Here is a 20,348-nt window from a genome sequence, read left to right as displayed (position 1 = left end):
CCTTCCCGGTCTTTGAGTCTGTCTTGAGCCTAGCTCGACTTCGAGCCCGTTGGCTGAAGGAGGCTGAGCGAGCTGCTCGAATATCACTATTCGCCGGGCTTGTCCCTCGCCCGGCGGGGTCCGTCAATGCACAAGAAGCAGGGCTCGCCTTGCCAAGGGCCGTGACCGGAGGCAAGACGGGGGCAGCGAACAGGCAAGAGCGGACCATGGCGGCGGAAGTGCCCGGAAAATCACAGGAATCGGCCAAAAAGGACGGCCTCGCGGCGCGTCTGGCCCGGGAAATCACCGGCGACGTCCTGTTCGACGCTTTCAGCCGGGGCCGCTACGCCACGGACGCGTCCTTCTACCAGATCATGCCCTACGGCGTGGTGGTGCCGCGCACCATGGACGAGGCGCTCAAGGCACTGGCGATCGCACGCGACGAGGGACTGAAGGTGACCCCGCGCGGCGGCGGCACCTCGCAATGCGGCCAGACCGTCAATGACGGCCTCGTTGTCGATCTCTCCAAGCACCTCAACCGGATTCTGTCGCTCGACGTCGAAGGGCGCTCCTGCGTGGTCGAGCCCGGCATCGTGCTCGACGACCTCAACCGCCAGCTGAAGAAGCACGGCCTCTGGTTTCCAGTCGATGTCTCCACGGCCTCGCGCGCTACCATCGGCGGCATGGCCGGCAACAATTCCTGCGGCGGCCGCAGCCTGCGCTACGGCACCATGCGCGACAACACGCTGTCGATGGAGGCCGCGCTCGCCGACGGCACGCTGAGCCGCTTCGGCGAGGTCTCGCGCGATCTCTCCGATCTCGATGCGAACGACAGCGCCCGCGCCCTGTTCCGCGACATGCTCGATCTTGGCGCCCGCGAAGCCGGGGAGATCGCGGCGCGTTTCCCAAAAGTGCAGCGCCGTGTCGGCGGCTACAATCTCGATGCGCTGGTGCCGCGCAATGCGCGCAACAACATGGCGCACCTTCTCGTCGGCTCCGAGGGTACACTCGCTTTCACAACCAAGGTCGAGCTGAAGCTGTGGCCCGTGATCCGCAACAAGGTGCTCGGTATCTGCCATTTCGGCAGTTTTTACGAGGCGATGGACGCGGCCCAGCATCTGGTCAAGCTGAAGCCGATTGCGATCGAGCTGGTCGACCGCACCATGCTGGCGCTCGGCCGCGACATCGCGATGTTCCGGCCCATCATCTCCACCGCGATCAAGGGTGATCCGGATGCGGTGCTCGTGGTCGAGTTCGCCGAGGAGGATCAGGCGGACAACCGCGTGCGCCTGAAGCAGCTCGGCGAGCTGATGGGCGATCTCGGATTCGGCTGGAACAACGACAAGCGAAAATGGGGCGGCGTGGTGGAAATCACCAAGCCCGCGCTGCAGAGCGGGATCGCCGATTTCCGCGCCGCCGGCCTCAACGTCATGATGTCGATGAAGCAGGAGGGCAAGCCGGTCTCCTTCGTCGAGGACTGCGCCGTGCCGCTGCCGCATCTCGCCGATTACACCGCGCGGCTGAGCGAGGTGTTTGCCAAGCACGGCACCAGCGGCACGATGTATGCTCACGCCTCCGAAGGCTGCCTGCATGTGCGGCCCGTGCTGAACTTGAAGCTGGAGAAGGACGTCAAGGCGATGCGGGCCATCGCCGAAGAAGCCTTCGAACTGGTGCGCGAATACAAGGGCTCGCATTCCGGCGAGCACGGCGATGGCCTGGTGCGCTCCGAATTCCACGCAACGATGTTCGGCGAGCGCTTGGTCGCCGACTTCAGGGAAGTGAAGCAGCGCTTCGATCCCGAGGGCGTGCTCAATCCCGGCAAGATCGTCGACGCCCCCAGAATGGACGATCGATCGCTGTTTCGCTTCAAGCCTGACTATCGCGTCGCTGAGCTCGAGACAAAACTCGACTGGTCCGCTTATCCCGGGGCCGGCGGCGGTTTTCAGGGCGCGATCGAGATGTGCAACAACAACGGCGCCTGCCGCAAGCTCGAGGGCGGCGTGATGTGTCCGTCCTACCGCGCGACGCGCAGCGAGAAGGACGTGACGCGAGGCCGCGCCAACACACTACGGCTCGCGATCTCCGGCCAGCTCGGCGCAGGCGCGCTCTCCTCCGACGAGATGATGGAAACGCTGAAGCTCTGCGTATCCTGCAAGGCCTGCCGCCACGAGTGTCCGACCGGCGTCGACATGGCCAAGATGAAGATCGAGGTGCTCGCCGCGCGCGCGGCCTCGCATGGTCTGACCTTGCGCGATCGCCTGGTCGGCTATCTGCCGCGCTATGCCGGCCTCGCGTCGCGCTTCGCGCCGCTGGCAAATTTGCGCAACCGCAGCCCTCTGCTGCGAAAGCTGTTCGAGCGCTTTGCCGGCATCAGTGCGCGCCGCGCGCTGCCCGCGTTCCGCAGCGACGTGTTCGTGCCGCCGGCCGAGGCGGTCGGGCCGGAAACCGGGCGCGAGGTCGTGCTGTTCGCCGACACGTTCAACCGCATCTATGAGCGCGAAAACCTTGAGGCCGCGTTGCGCGTGCTCACAGCCGGCGGCTTTCGCGTGCATCTGCCGAAACCTGCAAGCGGCAGCCGTCCGCTGTGCTGCGGCCGCACCTTCCTGTCAGCGGGTCTCGTCGACGAAGCCAGGTCCGAGCTCGATCGTCTCGTCGCCGCCTTCGCGCCCTTTGCCGCGCGCGGCGTGCCGATCGTCGGCCTGGAGCCAAGCTGCCTTTTGACGCTGCGCGACGAGCTCGCCTCGCTGCGCAAGGACGATGACGCCAAAGCCGTCGGCGCCCACGCGCTGACCTTCGAGGAATTCCTGGTGAGCGAGGCCGAGGCCGGCCGGCTGCAACTGCCGCTCGGCAGCGTTGCCGACAAAGCTCTTGTGCACGGCCATTGCCATCAAAAATCCTTCGGCGCGTTCAAGCCGGTCGAGCAGGTGCTGCGCCTCGTCCCCGGCCTGAAGGTCGAGACCATCGAGTCGAGCTGCTGCGGCATGGCCGGCGCGTTCGGTTATGGCGCGGACACCTACGATGCCTCGATCGAGATGGCCGAGCTCTCGCTGCTACCCGCCGTGCGGCGCGCGGACCAGAATACGCTCGTCGTTGCCGACGGCACCTCCTGCCGACACCAGATCCACGACGGCGCCCAGCGCGAGGCGCTTCACGTTGCGCGCGTGCTGGCGGTGAGCCTCGATCGTGCGAAGACCCAATCCACCATCCCTCCCGTTGCAAAGGAAACCAGCCATGGCTGACCTCACCCTCGACACCGCGCGCAAGATCCTCGATGCCGCCTTCGCGAAATCCACCGAGCTGAAGCTGAAGCCGCTGGTGGTTACCATCCTCGACGCCCGCGGGGTGCTCAAGATCGCCGCGGCGCAGGACGGCACCAGCCTGATGCGCGCCGAGATCGCGCACGGCAAGGCCTATGGCGCGCTCGCATTGGGCATGGGTTCACGCGCCCTATTCCAGCGCGCGCAGGAGCAGGCCTATTTCATTGACGCCGTGAACACGATGGCTAAGGGTGCGCTGGTGCCGGTCCCCGGCGGCGTGCTGATCATGGACGGCGCGACGCTGCTCGGCGCCGTCGGCGTCTCCGGCGACACCTCGGACAATGACGAGGCGTGCGCGGTGGCCGGCATCCAGGCCGCAGGGTTGAAGGCCAACGCGGGATAGTGATCGTCCACGCACCCAGAGCTCCTGCGCTTCAAAAGACGTTATGGAGTGCGCCGCGTAGGATCGCTTGTCGGGGGCTCAACCCACTCTGAGAACCTTCGTTCTCGATACCCAGTCCAGTCGCGAAGTCGGGGTGTACCAATGCCCTAACTGCGCCAAGCTGCACTGGAAAGAGTGAAGCGCATTCGGCTCACGTTCTCGGAAATCAAGAAATTCTCGGCAGGCCGTTACCGCCGTCAGCAGAAACGAGAGTTCGCGCAAAACTTTGCACAGGCAGGCCATGGCGTGGCTGCAGTCAGGCTTCGCGGCTAGGGTTTCCCTGAAACAGCGGGCGGTGGAATTTCATCGAACTTGAAGGCTTTCACATCGCGCCACCTTATGAGCAGCACCGGCGGGTCGTGCCAATTCTAGCTCGGACGGGCTGTCGAGCACATAGCAATATCGATTGCGGGTGCAGCCTTTTGCGGGAGACGCCGGCGGCGACTAAAACGATCGCGGGGTTGGCCGAAGTACTTCCACCATAATCGTGGGCGACGCTCAGTCACTTTTTCATGCAAAGCCCAATCGTTGGGGACGTCCCGCACTTCGCCCCGTCCGCGGCACCGCCACTCGGGCAGAACACGGACACTAGGGCTTCGCTGCTGTCGCAATTAATTGCGCCGTCGGCCTGAACCGCTCGGATTTTGACCGTCGCCGGATCTCCCTTGTCTCCCTTTTCGCCTTTCGGACCCTGCGGCCCTTGAGGCCCCTGCGCGCCGGCGGGACCTTGGGGTCCGGGCACTCCTTGGATGCCTTGGGCTCCCTGCGGGCCGGCTGGACCTTGCGCCCCTGGATCTCCTTTAGGCCCTGGGTCTCTCCCACACGCTGCAAGTGCGAACGCAGCGCTCATTGCGGCTACAGCGATCAGTTTGTGCATTGCCAACCTCCAGCGATCGAGATGATTAAACTTCTCGGCTGACAGCCGCGCAAGAGGCGTCAGAGCTCCTTGCCGATCGCATCTTGGAACAATGCCCTTCCACCATGATTGCCGCTCCATGAGGTGGCTCATTGGCATCGTGGCGGCGTTCCTGATCTGCCTCTTCATCTATGCCGGGTCCGCCTTCGTTTCCGTCTTGGGCCTTGTTTCGGCCGTGCGAAGCGGAGACGCCGCTGAGGTTATGGTCCGTACGAATTTGCCGCGGCTCCGCCATTCAATCGTCGACCAGGTTGTGTCCGCCTACCTCGATCGGATTGGCCAAAGGCGGCCGGTGCGGCCATTCGAACGGATGGCAATCAACGCATTCGGTGCGACAATTGCCGACGATCTCGCGGTCAAGCTCATGACACCAGAAAACTTGTCCGTCCTGTTGAGGAGTGGCAACGTCCGCACCGCGGCAGAAAACATCACGTTTGGGACGATGTCGTCGTTGGCCGAGCTCGACGTTTCGAACATCTTTGTTTTCGCGGGACGGATAACGCCAGTGAAGCCGGTCGAGTTTGCGGTGAAGCTCGGAGAAAATCAGGACGCCGGGAGCGTTAGCCTGCATTATGAAGGGGCGACCTGGAAGCTATCCGGTATCACGTTGCCGCCAAAGGTCTTGTCCAGCATAGTGGACCGGCTACCGACGCGCTGAGCCAACCACGTTCAGAAAGAACGAGGTTCGCGCTCTACTTTGCGCCACGTCGACAACCAGCCATTGCTGGTGTGCGGGGAAGGCCTTTGATGCCGGAGACGAGTTCGTCTCCTGGCAGATGAAACGCTCGCCTCGGACTTTCGAGCTCAAGCCAAGTAGTCCTCCGGCGGCGCCTTCCTTCAGCCCAGAATGATAGTTTCAACTCTCAGGCAGGGCATGCACCTGTAGGCGTAGGCGGCGGGCAGGTTTGCAATTGCCGGCAGGAACGCGAGAAACTCCATTGGACGCTGACATCTGTTGCAGATGAGGGTTGGTACCTTGTCCGTGCCACCGCCTTGCGCCATGGCTGGTCCGCCAAAAGGTGAGAACGGTAATTCCAATGGCCGGCGTTTACACCTCCGGACGACTACCGGGCGGCTGTATCGAAAATAGGCCCCACCAGCGTGAGCCGCTATTGCTCCTGAACTGAGACTCAGTTCTGATTTCGATCATTGCGGCCAAATTGCTTGCGGGGGTGATCGTGAACGGCGAAGCCGGATGCACCGTTTGTAGCCAAACTCGACTCCTCAAAGCTGTTTTCGCCGTGACCAAAGGCTACGAACTGAAGGGTTATGAATGCGCCAGCTGCCGCAGCGATCTGTGGCTAGTTACGCGAGTGTCCCGATCATCCGCGCCTAAGCAGCAAAGCGGAAGATCCCGCCGAGGTACGCGGCTCAAGACCATCGAAGCGGCCTTGAGGGGCGGTCGTGGCACAGCTAATCCCAAGCTGAAAGGCCGGGCAACGTAAACCGCCGGGCTCCTCTTGCCTGGGGTGAAGGCCTTCTGCCGGCTGTGAACAGATCATATCGGTGAGAGCTGAACCCGCCGCCATCGCAATCTTGCACGAAGCCATTTCCCAGCCCCGGCGAAATCTCGCTGAAACAGAGGGGGTCGAAGGTGCCGGCATCGAACACGGGGGATGCTACATGCTAATCCTGATGAACCTGATCTGGCGGCACCTTGCCTACACGATGCTGACCGGTATGCGGTCCAAGCTTGTGCGCCAATGAGAGAAGGGCGGCTGCGTAAGAAAGCCCTCCGTGCCGCGTCAAGGACGGTCCGCCAGCCCGCCCCGGAGCCCTCCCCTTGGACGCCAGGATTCAAGGAGCCGGCGGGCTCCGTACCAAGGGTATCCGTCAGAGTGGCAGCATCGAAGCCGCGACATTCGGGGCGATGCCACCCCCTTCCACGGGTGCGCATTTCAGTGTGTGACTCAGCTTTCGGTCAGGTTTGCCAAAAAGCGGCCCCAGGACGGGAAAGACCTGAAGCCGAATACCTTCCCTGGCCGCGCCAGGCCAATTGACGCTCGCCGCCACGACACTTGGATACCGGCATGCGGCTTCAGAAGGCAACTTCGGCGAGATGCGCGAGATGGGCCTACGCGAATGTCCTGTCCACTGCCATTGCGGCCATCACGTTGCACTAAGGGCCGATCGTTGGGCCGGACCACGTTCGCTTCTCTGATGTCGAGCCGCGGTTGGTGTGCGCCGGATGCGGCAACCGAGGGGCTCAAGTTAGACCGGATTTTAGCAGCGGCAGGCCGCCGCAATTTGCGACCTCGAACGCCTGCAGGCAGGTCAGTGGGGAGAGACGATAGCCGCCACGCTAAAGACCACCAAGCAGGCGGCTGCCAATGACCACAATGTTATCCTGATTTCCTCGGGCATGTCCGGAAACGCCGGAGCTGGAACCGAGTTCCTAAGAAGAAGCCTTGCTCCTGTAGAGCAGAATCCCGAGCTCCCCTGCTTGCCTGCGCCACTGAGCTAACGCGCCGCCGCAGGGCCTTGGCGGCTCCAACCGCTATGCTGCGTTCATGGCCAAGACGAGGATCTAACTCTTGGCTCCAACCGCTCTTTGGTCGAGGGGAATGGGTTGCGATTTTCCATGCACTTAAGTGTGCCTGATCATGGTTAACGAATTCCGAATCTGGAACTCTACTGCCGGTGATAGTGCGTAGCTTAGGCGCCCACGGCTCGGAGCTCGTCCCGAGGCACTCCCCGGCGCTGGACAGGATGGCCCCTCGATTGCCGATTCTTCGCGACTCTACATCGACCGGGGAAGCACGAAGGAAAGGCCCGCCGGCGTGAACCGGCAGGCGGTTCATTGGGCACTGAGCAAACGCCGTGCGAGGGACGGCTATGCGCCGATCTCATGTCAGCATTTTCGCCCTTGTTGTGGCTGCATCGCCCTTGCTGGTGTCGTTGCACTCGCGTTCGCCTACGAGAATCTTCGTAGGCAGATGGCCGGGCTAAGCTCCGACATGGCGCGACTGCCCAGCATTTCGGCCAGTCACGAGCATTTTGAAGCAAGATTCGCTGTGATCCGGTCCCAGCTTTCGCGCGTCGAGAAGCCCATCATCGTCATCGGGGACAGTCTTGTTGAATCGGCGCTTTTGCCTCCTTCATTATGCGGCCGACCTATTATCAATGCGGGAGTCGGCGGAGCGACAATTGGCTTTTTCGCGAGGTACGCTTCAATCATCGCTGATGATGCTAATCCCAGCCTGGTGGTCTTGGCGGTTGGAATCAACGATGCCGGCAAGGGTGCTGATGAAAAGGCCTTTCGCTCGGCCTACGCGGCGCGTTACAGCCCATCCATTTTCCGATGGCCCTTGCCACGGTAGTTGCCGCCACCAGTCCGCTCATCGACAATAACGCCGTTGGGAAGTTCAACCGCGCGATCCGTGAACTTGCGGCTGGGAAGACATTGATCGACCTGCATCGCGCGGTTTCTGGCGACGTCACGGTTGATGGTATCCACCTCAATGGCGATGGCTATAAACTGTGGACGGCTGCGCTTGTGTCTGGCGCTAAACGTGCAACTGGCTGCAATGACGGCGGGCCAGATTAGCTTGGAATAGCAAGGCCACAGCATCTTCATCGCTCAGGCGGAGGTATCACTGCCCCGCATGCAGAGGTGTCGATTGTACATGAGTTATTTCTTGGATAACCCTTTGAACGAACTGGCGCGAAGCAGGCCTTCAGAGGTGATGTCCCGGTATTCGATGTCGGCGTAGAACTTTGGCTCGACCCATGTGGCCTTCGGTTTCTTGACGGGTTCGGTCAGCTTCTGCTTCGGGCTGACAACGGTATCGAGCGCCTTACGAATCTCCGCTGATTTCGTCCGGCTCCAGCCTGTGCCGACCTTCCCCATGTAGCGCAGCTCCTTCCCCTGCTGCTTGCCGAGGTAGAGCGCCGCGACGCCAGACGGGTCCTTGACGAAACCAACCGCCGGGAATTTCTCGCGCTGCACCGTCTTGATCTTCTGCCAGGCCTCAAACCGCTCCGACCGGTACGGCGCATCAACCCGCTTGGAGACGATGCCCTCGTAGTTGAGCTTGCTGGCCCCCTCGAACAGCGCCTGCCCGTCTCCCCCATGGTGCTCACTGTAGAAAATCGGTGCTTCCAGCCCGTTCTCGTCTATCAGCTGCTTCAGCAGCTCCTTGCGGGCATGCTGAGCCATTCTGCGAAGGTCCTTGCCGTCCAGCCACAGGAGATCGAAGGCGAAGTAAACCAGCCGGTCCTGGTTGCCTCTACCAAGGCCCGCCTAGCCGGCTCCGAGCACGATCGCGGTAGTACAACGATGACGAATTCGCTGCTGAATCTGAAGGCGGCTCAGTTCGGCTTGTATTGGCAAACCCAAGCAACCAAGCAGCAAGAAAAAAGCCCGACCGCAGTGCGGCCGGGCCAGTTGACTGGAACGGGAGAGCTGAACGGTTTAGTACCGGCCGATGCTCGGGCCGCCGAACTTGTAGTTCACGCGAACCGTGACGAGATCGACGTCCTGACGGATGCGATCCGCACCGAATGCTACGCCCGCGGGACCCGTGAATGCGAGGGTACGATCCTGCATAAACAGATGATCGTATTCGACACCAGCCGACCAGCCGGGGGCAAAGCCGTATTCCAGGCCTACCCCGACGGTGCCGCCCCAACGGGTGTCATCGCCGGTGGTGGCAAGCACAGCGCCAGTCGCAGTCGAATAGATCCGGTTGCGATTATCGGTCACGGCAGCACCGCCCTTGACGTAGAACAGGACGTTGTTGGTGGCCCAGCCGAGCTGACCCGTGAACAGACCGAACGCATTGATCCGTGAATCGTTGCGGAAGCCCGGTCCGAACAGGGTGCTCAGGTTGCTGCCTCGCAAGTCGGCCCAGTCGCCCTGCGCTTCGAGGCCGTACACCCAGGTGCCGCTCTGCCAGCGATAGCCAACCTGGCCACCAGCAACCCCGCCGGTTGCATCGTGCGAACCTTCAGGACCCACCAGGAAGGGGGCAACCGAATCCCAGCTGTTGCGGCTTGAGCCCCAACCGCCGTTGGCGCCGATGTAGAAACCACTCCAGTCATAAATCGCGGCGACCATTGGAGGCGCCTTGGTGTAGGGACGCGCTGCCATATCCGCCGCGCTGGCGGGAGCCGATAAGCCGAGGGCCAGTGCCCCGGCCGCCGCAGTAACTAGAAGTTTTTTCATAGAGTGTCTCCCCAAAGAAAAGTTGAAAGCACGGCGCATTCCCCACCTACCGCCAAAACCTTAGCCTTTCCGTCTGTCTTTGCTGTAGCGAGCCTGCAACACCCGGTGAAGATCGACGGAAATCCGTGATGCAGAGTAGGTACTTAGGTTCCATGGGAAACCTGAGTGGGTTCCAAGTCTCGTGGTCTTCCGGAACAGGCGCCCGCCTGCATGACAGGCTCGGACATGCGCGGTTGAAGGGTGGGATTGCCGGCCGCAACTTCGCGAGACTCCTTGTCAACGCCACGGGTGGAATACCCATGCATCCAGATGCCAACCGAAAGCAGCACCACGGCAGCGAACACCGACATAGCCGGCATTTGCGCCGGGCTGATCGCCAATATGATTCAGGTCCTCAGCAACAGGCGAAGTAGAGAAGATTTCTCGGGTCTAGTCGGTTCGGATTCTGACATTGCGATGCTTGCTCACAAGCGCCGGATATTCGTGTTGCTATGCGTCAGATTTATACTTGTGCTGTTCTGAATGAAAGACTCCAAGCGCTTGTGGCGGAGCTTAGAGAGGTGGAGAAGCTTCGAAGCAAGCCCCCGACATGTCGAAGCGACAACAATCGTCAGACGCCGGCGTGGCAAGCCGGGCAGCAGAGTAAGAGCCATGAATTAACTCGGCGGCGAGACCGGCCTGCTATTCCGGACGGGGCGGTCGCAGCGATTTGCGTTCGACATTGCACCTTGAAAAACAGCAACGAACCGATCACCTTCCCAAAGCTCCACGTCGTGCTCGCCACACATTTGCTCGGCTCGACGCGCGCGTGGAACCCTTGTACGTGTGCCAATTCGGCTATACCGCCGTGAACTCATCGATCGCGGCCGCCGCATCAGCTAACCTCCCAGTATAGCGCGCTCCACTGGCGTAATCTGACCGTCTGCCGAAGCGCGCGGCTCGAGCTTAAGGTCGAAAAGTCCCCCAGCGTTATCAGCAACATACCTAGTCCAGCTGCGCGGCTCGCCGCGCACCTCTTCATTGCGCGCGCCCAGCGGCATAGCTGGAGGTGAGTCGGCTCGCGCGGTCGCGGCAAGCTTCTCCACGTCAACGTGGGCCGGCACGGGGTGCTCGGGCGTGAGCTGGCTGGTGGGAAGATCCGCGGCGGGTGCCGCCGGAATCAGGGCGGCGTGCCCGCATCGAAAATAGAAGCGCGGCCTTCGTAGATTGCGCCCCGCTTCAATCCTCCGGACGCGTTGCCGAGCACCTCGCCGATGTAGGTCGCGGCAAATTTCACGCCGTATCTCTGTAGCGGATTGGGCAGAACACCGAGCGTCTTCTCCTCCACGGCGCTCTCTCCCGTGTCGCGATCGGCCGGCTTGTCGTCGTCGGTCCTTTTGTCCTCTTCCGCCATGACATTGGTGCAAGAAGCAAAACGATCGACATCGAAAGAGCCGCTTGCCGGTATACCCTCTTTGGCCGCAGCACGGGAACTCCTCACAGTGGACGTGGCTCAGCGGCCTTGCCTAATCTTAGGATCTAAGTCCACCATTCGACACGTCTGGGGCGTCGCTTGGACCCGGGGCAATGACTACACACAGAATCTTCGACAATCTTCCGCTTCGGCCGAGGGACATCGAGCTACTCGAACGTTCGTTGCGATTGCGCTCGGCCGCCTAGGATTATTTCACCGCGCCAATAACGTCTCGAACCTCGCCGCCAAAGCTGTCATCGAATTTACCGGGCCGATGTCTGCAGCCCGGCACTGGCCTGAGTGACACGACGCGTCTATAAATACTCCCGGATCAAACACGGCGGCGGAAACCGTCCGCGGTGCTCGATACAATTTTTGGTATGCTGGACGGGCACGAGGCAGCGAGCCCATTGCCAGGTGAACAGGAGAGCTAATGACCACATTCAAGGGGTCCATCTTTGCGATGGAACTTGATGGCAAAGCCGCTTTCGCGTTCGAGGCAAAGAATTTCCGGCAAGCGCTGGAGTTAACCAAAGAGAGTTGGGTCCGAGATGACTTGACTACGATCACTTCGAATGGCGTTCCCCTCTGCTCTGCAAATGCCAAGTTGACGGTTCGTAGAGCAGACGAAGCCGAAACGCTCACCTATCGAGACGCGGCGCTGCAAGCGCAAACTGACGATGCGTTGGTCCTCGCATATCTTGTCGAACTGGATGAACCATAAGCGCTACGTTCGGCCCCGCCTTGCGCACCTGCGCAGTAACGAAGCGAGGAATCCCGCGATACGCCGGCGCTATAGAAGCGGACACCGAGTTCAACTGCGCAAGTTTGCCGCAGTTCGCCTGCTAACGAACTCTGCAGATGTGCGCTTCGGCAGCTGAGCATGACACCTAGCGCTATGTCGGTGAGGCGTGACAGCCCGCGCCACATGACGGTATTGCCGGGTGGCGGATCGCTGGCGCGGGCGAGATAACCGCCGAGCCGGGCGACCTTGATCAGATAGTGCGACAGCGTTTTCCGTCTTGCTTTTGGTCTGTCTTTGACGAGGCGATCGAGCACGCCGATTTCAGTCGCGGTCAACGTGCGGATTGGCGGTGCGTTTGGAGCCGAACGGTTGAGCATCGTCATCCAAAAGACCCGCCAACTCAGGATGCAAAAGAGCGAGATCAGATTGGTCAGACGCTGGGCGGTCCTGAGCTTTGACTCCTCAGCTTTGCAGCGTGATTTGAGGATCTTGTGGAACACTTCGATCTTCCATCTCAAAGCATACCATTCGAGCTTCTCAATGGCCTCGGTGCGGGAGCTAACAGGCAGATTTGTGATCAGCTTCCACTCGATTTTCTTTCTATTCTTCGGCGTCATGCGTTCTTCGGCATGGATCACCGTCAAGGTCAGCGCGGGATAGCGCTTCTGCTTTCCGATCGGCGGCAGGACGCGAAGCTTGCGATATCTGATCTCGAGGATGGCTTCATCGGGATCGCCGTTGTTGTTTCTGAGGTTGATGCGATGCAGTCCTTTGACGGCAACCTCGTCCATTTCGTCGGCGATCGTGTGATTTCCATCCCCAGCCAAACGGTCAACGCAAGTCCTAATCACGAAAATGCGTTCCAGCTTCCCGGGCCGCGCAGAACAGCTCATAGATGTCGCTCTCGCGATCACCGACATGGATGCATCGTCCCGGATCGCCCAGCAGCTCTGTGGATTGACGGACATTGTCCAGCCACCGAATGCTCTCCTTCTTCTCGATGGGAACGCGCGTCGGATTGATCTTCTTCTTAAGCGCGGCAGTCCCCTTGAATTTCCTCCGGGTCCAGAACTTGACGGCCGTCAATCCAAGCGGCAGCCCTTCGGTTGTCACCGCCAGGCTCGAGTGCATCAGGATGCCGCAAACCGTGTGCGATCTCGAGGCCGGGCGGCCGCGGCGCGCTGCGTTAAGAGCAGGTCAATTCCGCAGGATGGGGGCCTGCCGAAGTGCACTCCTGCCGATCTGCTTCAGCCCGTCGACCGATGTCTCGCCCTTGCTGGCGGCTTCGAGGATCATGCAGGCTACGTAGGTGCGGGCAGAGGTCTCGTAGCGAGACACGCTCTCGCACACCTCATCGAGGACCGCGCGCAAAAGCGCGGTGGTTTCAGCATCGAACATTGGAGGTCTCCCCCAGCGAAAGCAGCCTTCTGCCTGAACCCAGCCAGCCGGGGATTCACGCAAGTTATGGTCAACGAAAAATTCTGCGGAAAGACGGAGAGGATTGAGCGTGGCCCCGCCTTTTGGCGGCTGGGGTGTCATTCGGCCTGCAACATGGGCCGAATGACAGTCGATCAGCATCAAACTTGTATAGTTGCCAATCAAGATGATCGTTTGATCAGCAGATCCTCGCCTCGCCCGAGGTCGGCACTCGTGCGAACAAGACTTAGCTTAAGCCGCGCGGATCGCGGAAATAAATAGGTTGACCTCGCTATTGAGTTGCACGGCGTGCTTTGCCAACTCGCTCGCTGCGGCTAACACTTGGCCTGCGTCGGCCCCCGTCTCCTCGGTGGCGCTGCTTACGTCGACTATCGTAGTCGAGACATCGTTTGCAGAACGAGCGGTTTGCTTGACACTGGCTGTGATGTTCGCGGCAGCGACACTCTGCAATTCGACAGCCGATGCGATTGTTCCGGCGCTGGCTCCAAGATTCTGGATCGTTTCGCCGATGTGCTGTATAGCACTGACAGCTTCGAGCGTTGCTGCCTGTATTTCGGCGATCTGCTGGCCGATGTCTTCGGTAGCCGCTCCGGTTTGCTTTGCCAGGTTTTTGACCTCGGAAGCGACGACCGAGAACCCCTTTCCAGCTTCACCTGCACGTGCCGCCTCGATCGTGGCGTTTAGCGCCAGAAGATTGGTTTGACCCGATATGCCGCTGATGAGATCGACAACGTCTCCAATCCTTTGCGCCCGCTGCGCCAAAGTTCGCACCGCCAGATCCATCTGGTGAGCGTCGTGAACGGCCTTCCCAGCAATTGCCGCAGATTCTTGCGACTGCCTGGTGATTTCATCAATGGATCTGGTCAACTCGTTCGTAGCTTCTGCGACGTTGTTCACGGACAAGCTCGCTGCCTGCGCCGCGCCTGCAACTGATGCTGCACGCTCGCTCGTTTGCGCAGCCGTCGCCGTCATCGATCTTGCTGTAGTCTCCAATTCAGTCGACGCCGTTGAGAGCATCTCGACCAGCGCTCCGACCTTGTGCTCGAAAGTCTGAGCCATGGACTCAATCTGCGCGGTCCTATGCGTTCGTGCCTCGACATCCGCCTCCTTCTCGCGGCTCAAGCTCTCCCGGGAACACATGTTGTCCTTGAATACCTGCACGGCCGCGGCCATGGCGCCGATTTCATCGGTGCGTCCGCTATCCGGGACTTCGGTTTCAAGATTGCCGCCGGCGAGCGCCTTCATTGCATTCGTCATGCGTAGGATTGGTCTTGAGACGACCACGAGACCGTTGACGACGGCCCCACCTGTGAGAATGAACAAGGCCGCGAGAACCCCTATAATCGTCCGTACGATGCCTTCGCTGATCGCTGCTGCAACTTTGGTCTGGAGCTGGAGTCTCAATGTTTGGGCCTCGGTGATCAACGTGCGGCCGCTCTCCTCCGCTGCGGCTGCGCGGCTGTCCGCCTCTGTGATCATCATGGTTGCAAGGCTGGGGGCAATCGAGATCGTATCTACGGCCTGGATCGCGTGGTCTCCGTACGAACGGAGCTGGCTTACAAGCTCTGAAACATGCTCCGGGTCTATGCGCAAATTGCCGTGGTGAATGTGGTCTCCTGCGGTCTGAAGCTCGCCAATCCTCTCGATGGCCGCACGAACGTGCTTTTGCAGCGATTCACCGCTGAGACCGAGCGAGGCCCATGTCAGAGCCCGGAATACCGCGTTGTGCGCCTGCGAGAATTGCAGCACGACCTTGTCGATTTCGCTGGTCAATGCTGCCGCCGACTGCAGCTCGGCTTCGGCCGCTTCTATGCGATGCCGTGAAATCGATAGATCGAATATGGCCGCCCCGAGTACCACCCCCGCGAACAGCGGCGCTAGCAGCGACTTGAGAAGTATGGGAAGATCTCTCAGTGGTGAGAGCATGGCAGCGACCTCTTCGATCTGGTCAGATGTACGTGAATCTTTTGGCGCGAACGATCCACCCCCCTCTCGGGGTTTCGGTTAGCTTGGATGCAAAGCCATCTCGGCATTCGTCGCCGGTTCAATCCGGGAATGCGCCAACCCCGACGCGTAGATCGCCGACAGCAACGATATAGTTGAGTTTGCGCTCGATCTTCTGGGTGACCTGGTTCGATCCCTTGAACTCGACCCACCCGGCTTCCTTGACGGCGATGAAGCTCCGTACGAACATGATTCCGTCGGGATCTTTCAGGTCGATTAGGGTTTTGCCTACGATCGTCGGAAGACCGGCATTGAAAACGCACTTGCCCGCTGAATCCCACACAAACACGTAGAGATCTCGCTCCCGAAAGGGCCCAGCCGGCTCGGAGAACGCCGCGTAGGCCTTTTCTGGCCCTTCTCTACGCAGCAGGTCCGCCGCCCTTTCCGCCATCGCCTTCGCCTGTTCGGTACTTCCTTTGTCAGTTGCAGATGCCGCATCGCCGAAGGACAAGGCAACGAACAACAAGAGCCCGGCAGCACCTAGCAACATCGATTTCATGTCGATCTCCTCAGAGCAGTGTGGGTGAAAAGTGGACGTAACGTTTTTATCAAGAGCGATCAGGTGACGAAGCCGGATCACTTCGAAAGACTCGGAAGGCTCGGGCGCGCGGATCCGATCACTGGTGTCCGATGCCTAGTAGCTCCGCCGTCCGCGGCACAGGATTGACGTAGCTCACAGTCATGGAAGGGGCCGGTATGCGGATCGTCCTGTCATCCCTTGATCTTCAAAAAGGGCCCGCCTCGGCCGATCTCACGAACCGAACAGCCTCCGGCAGGGCATTGCCGGAGGCCTTGGAGGTTTACGTTCGGTAGTTAGTTGTCGTCTCCTTTGCTGCGGATGGGATCAGAAATTGCGTTGGACGCGAACGTTGAGGGACATCGTATTCTGGTCACGGAATTCGTAAGCAACGCCTGCAGGCTTTGCCAAGGTAGCCGGAACGGCCGCCGGGACGACCGTCCCCTGCATGTTCTGGTCGAGCTTGGTCCACAGGACCTCCGCGCTGAAGGTCAGGTTCGTCACCGGAGTCCAGCGTGTTACCGTACCGAGCTGGTAGATCGCGAAGTTGGGGTTGCAGCTATAGTTTGCGCTGGCCGCGGCCAACAACGGGGCTCCCGTAAGAGCGCCTCCGCTCAACATTTTGTTGCAGACCAGTCCGGCCGCGCTAACGATGCCGTTGAGCGGATCGGTATTGCCGTTGCCGGGATATCTGACCCACGATGCGGAACCGAACATGGACGTCGACCATTGTGGATTCCAATTGTGGTTAAAGGCGCCACGGAAGCCAAATGACTGGGTTTTCTGAATGGCCGTCCCGGTGGCCTGTGCGGATCCTGCATGTCAATCGGCGTTCAAATTTGACCCCGTATCGGCGTCCAATTTTGACCCCTTCGAGCGGCGGGTTTTGGCGGTAGCGCTCGCACCGTCGGAGCTGGTCGGGGTTGCGGAGACGGTGCGAGCGCGGGTTGCGTGATCGTCGTCGCGGCTTTTGAAGCGCCAGCTGTCGTTGCCGGTCTCGACGATGTCGCAATGGTGGGTCAGGCGATCTAGAAGCGCGGTGGTCATTTTGGCGTCGCCGAAGACGCTGGGCCATTCACCGAACGCGAGATTGGTGGTGACGACGATGGACGTGCGCTCGTAGAGCCGGCTGACGAGGTGGAACAGGAGCTGGCCGCCGGATTGGGCGAACGGTAGATAACCGAGTTCGTCGAGGACGATGAAGTCCATCCGGGTCAAATGCTCGGCAATCCGACCTTGCCGTCCATTGCGGGTCTCGATCTCCAGACGGTTGACGAGGTCGACCACGTTGTAGAAGCGGCCGCGGGCACCGGATCGGATGCAGCTTCTGGCGATTGCGATGGCCATATGTGTTTTGCCGGTGCCGGTACCGCCGATCAGCACGGCGTTACGTTGCTGGGCGATGAAGCCGCCGCCGGCGAGATCATTGACCAGCGTCTGGTTGATGGGTGTGCCTTCGAACTGGAAGTCCTCGAGATCCTTGGCCAGCGGCAGCTTGGCGATGGTGAGCTGGTACTTAATCGAGCGGGCCTGCTTCTCGTTGATCTCGGCGTTGAGCAGGTCGCCGACAATGCGCTGGGGTTCGTGCTGGCGTTTGACAGCGGTCGCCATGATCTCGTCGAAGGCAGCCTTCATGCCGTAGAGTTTGAGCTCGCCCATGAGGTCGAAGAGTTGAGTACGTTCCATCAGATGGTTCTCCTGAGGTTGTCGTAACGGGCACAGTCGGCGATCGGGGCGTGGCGCAATGTCAGTGCGGCCGGGGTGAGAATGTTGGCTGGCGGCGCAGGATCACGCTGGCGGGCCAGGATGTTGAGCACGACATCGGCGGAATGAACGCCGTGAGCGATCGCCTCGGCGCAGGCTGCTTCGACGGCCGGCAAGCCGTCGGTCAGAACCGCGTTGAGGATATCGACCATCTGCCGGTTGCCATCGTCGGCACTGGTAAGCTTACGCCGCACACGTTCGATCGCAGCCGGAAGCACCCAGTCCTTGAAGGGAGCGCCGTTGCGCAAGGCACCGGGTTTGCGAGCCAGTACCGGCACGTAATGCCAGGGATCATAGGTCGTCTCGCCGCGGCCGAACGAGCGAGCATGCTCGGCAACGATGCGTCCGTCCTGACGGATCACAATGCGGTCGGCGTAGGCGTGAACCTCGACAGGCCGCCCGACAGCGTTGGCCGTGACCGAGTATTTATTGTTGTCGAACCGCACCAGACAGGTCGTCGAGACCGATGCCGGCACCGCGTGGAATCCGTCGAACCGGCCGGCATAGGGAACGAGCTTCGGCCGCTCGGCTTCGAACACCTCCCAGACCGTCTGTTCGGCCAGTTCTGGATGCCGGTGCGCCTTGGCGTAGGCGATGCACTTGTCCAGCAGCCACGCGTTCAACTCGTCGAGGGTTTTGAACCGCAGCCGCGGCGTGAAGAAGCGCTCCCGGACAAGCCCAACCTGGTTCTCGACCTGGCCCTTCTCCCAACCCGACGCTGGCGTGCAGGCAACCGGATCGACCAGGTAGTGGCTGCACATCTGCATGAAGCGGCGATTGTAGAGACGCCCTTTGCCGACGAAGATCGTCTCCACCGCCGTCTTCATGTTGTCGTAGATGCCGCGCACGCAGGTGCCCTTGAACAGGGCGAACGCCCGGTCGTGGGCGTCGAACACCATCTCCTGTGTCTCGCGCGGATAGCAACGCACGAACAGCATCCGGCTGTGGCAGAGCCGGACATGGGCGGCCTTCACCATCACCGTCACGCCATTGAGCAGGACGACCTCGTGGCTCCAGTCAAACTGGTAAGCTTCTCCGGGCGCAAAGCTAAGCGGGACGTAGGCAGCGGCCGTGGATTGTCCGCGCTCCTTGCTCCATCGCCTGGCGTAGCGCCGCACGGCGTCGTAACCGCCGTCATAGCCGCGCTCACGCAGCTCCTCGAACATCCGGATCAATGTCAGTTGCTCGCGAGCGGACTTGCCCGCGTTCCCTGACAACAACCCGTCGAGTTCTGCTGCCCATCGTCCCAGCTTCGGCCGCGGCTGGACAACACGCTCGTACTCGAATGAGGTCTCTCCCGATCTCAGCACCTTCCGGACTGTGTTCCGCGACACCTTCAGGTCACGGGCGATCTCCTTGATCGTCTTGCCCTTGATGAAGTGCTCGCGCCGTATCCGGGCGATTGTCTCCACGATCAGCATCCCCGACCACCTGCTTCATGACGAAGCAGGCAGCGCAACAGACCAACCTGTAGGGGGTCAATTTTGGACGCCGATCCCCCGGCTTAGGGGGTCAATATTGCAGGCCGAATGACAAAAGTCCTCCTGCCGGCGTTCGACAGTTGGCACTCACGGGGTCTAAGCGACATCATGCCGGCGACGATCGAACCCGGCACGTTCGATTGGCTCGTCGGCGTCTTCCAAGCTCACCAGAAGTGGACCGAAATCGAAAGCGCTACACAGCGGCACTACACAAAAAGTCTCGCACTGTTCGCCAATCACGAGCTGAAAGATGGAAGTCGCGTTGGGTCTAAACAGTTGTCCGATTTCACCAAAGCGTTCGTCGACGCAGTTTATCGAAAATTATTGTTTGTGACGAAAGTCAATAACAGTGGAGAGGTCGTCGTTCGCGAGCGTCGTCGCTATGTAACTATGGCTATGGCGGCCTGTCGCCGTGCTTGGTTCGTTGGTCAGCGTGCTCAAGAAAGGATCGTACCAGCGACCAATCCGTTTTCCCGGATGGGATTAAAATCTCATCCGCCTGGGCGGCCGATACGGCCCACACCGACCGCAACTTGGGATGAGCTCGTCGCCTTCAGAGCCGCCGCGATAAAGCTTGATTACCGCTCGATCGCAACAGCTGCTTTATTGTCGTGGGAGTGGCTGCAACGAGAGCAGCACGTGTTTGGCGCCTTCGACATTTCGCATTATCGACCTCGCGAGCGGCCAAATAGCGTCAGAATCGTGCATCCGAAGAATGGAGAGGAGGCCTGGTGGCCACTATCGGACGAAACGGGCACCCCTCTCTTTCCTGAGCTTATGGAGGAACTCGACGAGATCAAGAGGACCACCCTCTCCGGTCTGGTATTCCGTCGTGATCATGCGCATCGTCAGTCGGCAATCCCGCTACCATGGATTACCCCACGCAAGGATCTCCGCTATCTACGTAGTGTGGTAAAAACCATCATCACAGAGGCTGGCCTACGTCAGGAGCTTTCTTTTAGGTCTTTCCGACACGGAGGATTTACCGAGGGCGCCGACAGCGATCTCACGGATGCAGAGTTGCGCGCGGCTGGTCGTCATAGATCAAGTCGCCAACTGCCAACCTACGCCAAGCGTACGGCCAGGCAGTTGATCATTGCCACAAAAAAGCGTCGCGAAGAGCGGACAAGATCTCTCCTTATTCGGCTAAACGCCAATCTCCCCTCGGAATAAAGGCACGTCGGCC

General features: G+C 60.5%; 15 protein-coding genes and 2 pseudogenes. 6 read left to right on the top strand and 11 right to left on the bottom strand.

Annotated features, from left to right (window positions below):
- The first annotated feature begins 206 nt into the window (after window positions 1–206).
- The 5 genes from IVB54_RS13230 to IVB54_RS13205 all read left to right on the top strand — a co-directional run bounded on the left by IVB54_RS13230 (window position 207) and on the right by IVB54_RS13205 (window position 8,141).
- The gene (locus IVB54_RS13230) at window positions 207–3,218 is read left to right on the top strand and encodes an FAD-binding and (Fe-S)-binding domain-containing protein (RefSeq protein WP_247455226.1); all 3,012 of its coding nucleotides are present in this window, start codon (window positions 207–209) and stop codon (window positions 3,216–3,218) included.
- Complete coding sequence (locus IVB54_RS13225; protein WP_247455228.1) at window positions 3,211–3,639, top strand: heme-binding protein; 429 nt, start codon at window positions 3,211–3,213, stop codon at window positions 3,637–3,639. The genes IVB54_RS13230 and IVB54_RS13225 overlap by 8 nt, the downstream gene beginning before the upstream one ends.
- 1,034 nt (window positions 3,640–4,673) lie before the next feature.
- On the top strand, window positions 4,674–5,252 hold the full coding sequence (locus IVB54_RS13220; RefSeq protein WP_247455230.1) for a DUF2939 domain-containing protein: 579 nt from the start codon (window positions 4,674–4,676) through the stop codon (window positions 5,250–5,252).
- A 2,299-nt stretch (window positions 5,253–7,551) separates the two neighbouring features.
- Window positions 7,552–7,914 (top strand): SGNH/GDSL hydrolase family protein, encoded by a 363-nt coding sequence (locus tag IVB54_RS13210; RefSeq protein ID WP_247452631.1) that lies wholly within the window; start codon window positions 7,552–7,554, stop codon window positions 7,912–7,914.
- A complete protein-coding gene (locus IVB54_RS13205; RefSeq protein ID WP_247452632.1) occupies window positions 7,896–8,141 on the top strand; it encodes a hypothetical protein in 246 nt (81 codons plus the stop codon). The genes IVB54_RS13210 and IVB54_RS13205 overlap by 19 nt, the downstream gene beginning before the upstream one ends.
- 84 nt (window positions 8,142–8,225) lie before the next feature.
- Here the strand turns inward: IVB54_RS13205 and IVB54_RS13200 are convergent, their stop codons facing one another.
- The 11 genes and pseudogenes from IVB54_RS13200 to istA form a co-directional block, all read right to left on the bottom strand.
- Window positions 8,226–8,807 (bottom strand): ATP-dependent DNA ligase, encoded by a 582-nt coding sequence (locus tag IVB54_RS13200; protein WP_256465327.1) that lies wholly within the window; start codon window positions 8,805–8,807, stop codon window positions 8,226–8,228.
- A gap of 201 nt (window positions 8,808–9,008) precedes the next feature.
- On the bottom strand, window positions 9,009–9,761 hold the full coding sequence (locus tag IVB54_RS13195) for an outer membrane beta-barrel protein (protein WP_247452634.1): 753 nt from the start codon (window positions 9,759–9,761) through the stop codon (window positions 9,009–9,011).
- 1,183 nt (window positions 9,762–10,944) lie between these two features.
- Window positions 10,945–11,186, bottom strand: a pseudogene (locus IVB54_RS13190) (carbohydrate porin); the annotation flags it as partial.
- 673 nt (window positions 11,187–11,859) lie between these two features.
- Window positions 11,860–12,852, bottom strand: coding sequence for an IS4 family transposase (locus IVB54_RS13185; protein ID WP_247777512.1), 993 nt, complete (start codon window positions 12,850–12,852; stop codon window positions 11,860–11,862).
- A complete protein-coding gene (locus IVB54_RS13180) occupies window positions 12,803–13,072 on the bottom strand; it encodes a hypothetical protein (RefSeq protein ID WP_247452635.1) in 270 nt (89 codons plus the stop codon). The genes IVB54_RS13185 and IVB54_RS13180 overlap by 50 nt, the downstream gene beginning before the upstream one ends.
- 84 nt (window positions 13,073–13,156) lie before the next feature.
- Window positions 13,157–13,357: a hypothetical protein gene (locus IVB54_RS13175; RefSeq protein WP_247777272.1), complete on the bottom strand. Its 201-nt coding sequence runs from the start codon at window positions 13,355–13,357 to the stop codon at window positions 13,157–13,159.
- Between the two features lie 270 nt (window positions 13,358–13,627).
- The gene (locus tag IVB54_RS13170) at window positions 13,628–15,322 is read right to left on the bottom strand and encodes a HAMP domain-containing methyl-accepting chemotaxis protein (RefSeq protein WP_247777271.1); all 1,695 of its coding nucleotides are present in this window, start codon (window positions 15,320–15,322) and stop codon (window positions 13,628–13,630) included.
- Window positions 15,323–15,440: 118 nt separating this feature from the next.
- Window positions 15,441–15,899 carry a cache domain-containing protein gene (locus tag IVB54_RS13165; RefSeq protein WP_247777270.1) on the bottom strand — a complete coding sequence of 153 codons (459 nt, stop codon included), beginning with the start codon at window positions 15,897–15,899 and terminating at the stop codon, window positions 15,441–15,443.
- Window positions 15,900–16,244: 345 nt separating this feature from the next.
- Complete coding sequence (locus IVB54_RS13160) at window positions 16,245–16,706, bottom strand: porin (RefSeq protein WP_247777510.1); 462 nt, start codon at window positions 16,704–16,706, stop codon at window positions 16,245–16,247.
- Window positions 16,707–16,739: 33 nt separating this feature from the next.
- Window positions 16,740–17,603: an IS21-like element helper ATPase IstB gene (gene istB, locus IVB54_RS13155; protein ID WP_346658833.1), complete on the bottom strand. Its 864-nt coding sequence runs from the start codon at window positions 17,601–17,603 to the stop codon at window positions 16,740–16,742.
- 8 nt (window positions 17,604–17,611) lie between these two features.
- Window positions 17,612–19,102, bottom strand: a pseudogene (istA, locus tag IVB54_RS13150) (IS21 family transposase); the annotation flags it as partial.
- 108 nt (window positions 19,103–19,210) lie between these two features.
- On the opposite strand from istA, the gene IVB54_RS13145 reads away from it, so the two are divergent.
- Window positions 19,211–20,335: a hypothetical protein gene (locus IVB54_RS13145; RefSeq protein WP_247777269.1), complete on the top strand. Its 1,125-nt coding sequence runs from the start codon at window positions 19,211–19,213 to the stop codon at window positions 20,333–20,335.
- Window positions 20,336–20,348 lie beyond the last annotated feature (13 nt).

This window comes from Bradyrhizobium sp. CW1 (assembly GCF_023100665.1).
GTDB classification, from domain to species: domain Bacteria; phylum Pseudomonadota; class Alphaproteobacteria; order Rhizobiales; family Xanthobacteraceae; genus Bradyrhizobium; species Bradyrhizobium canariense_D.
This window is presented reverse-complemented; position numbering and strand designations above follow the sequence as displayed.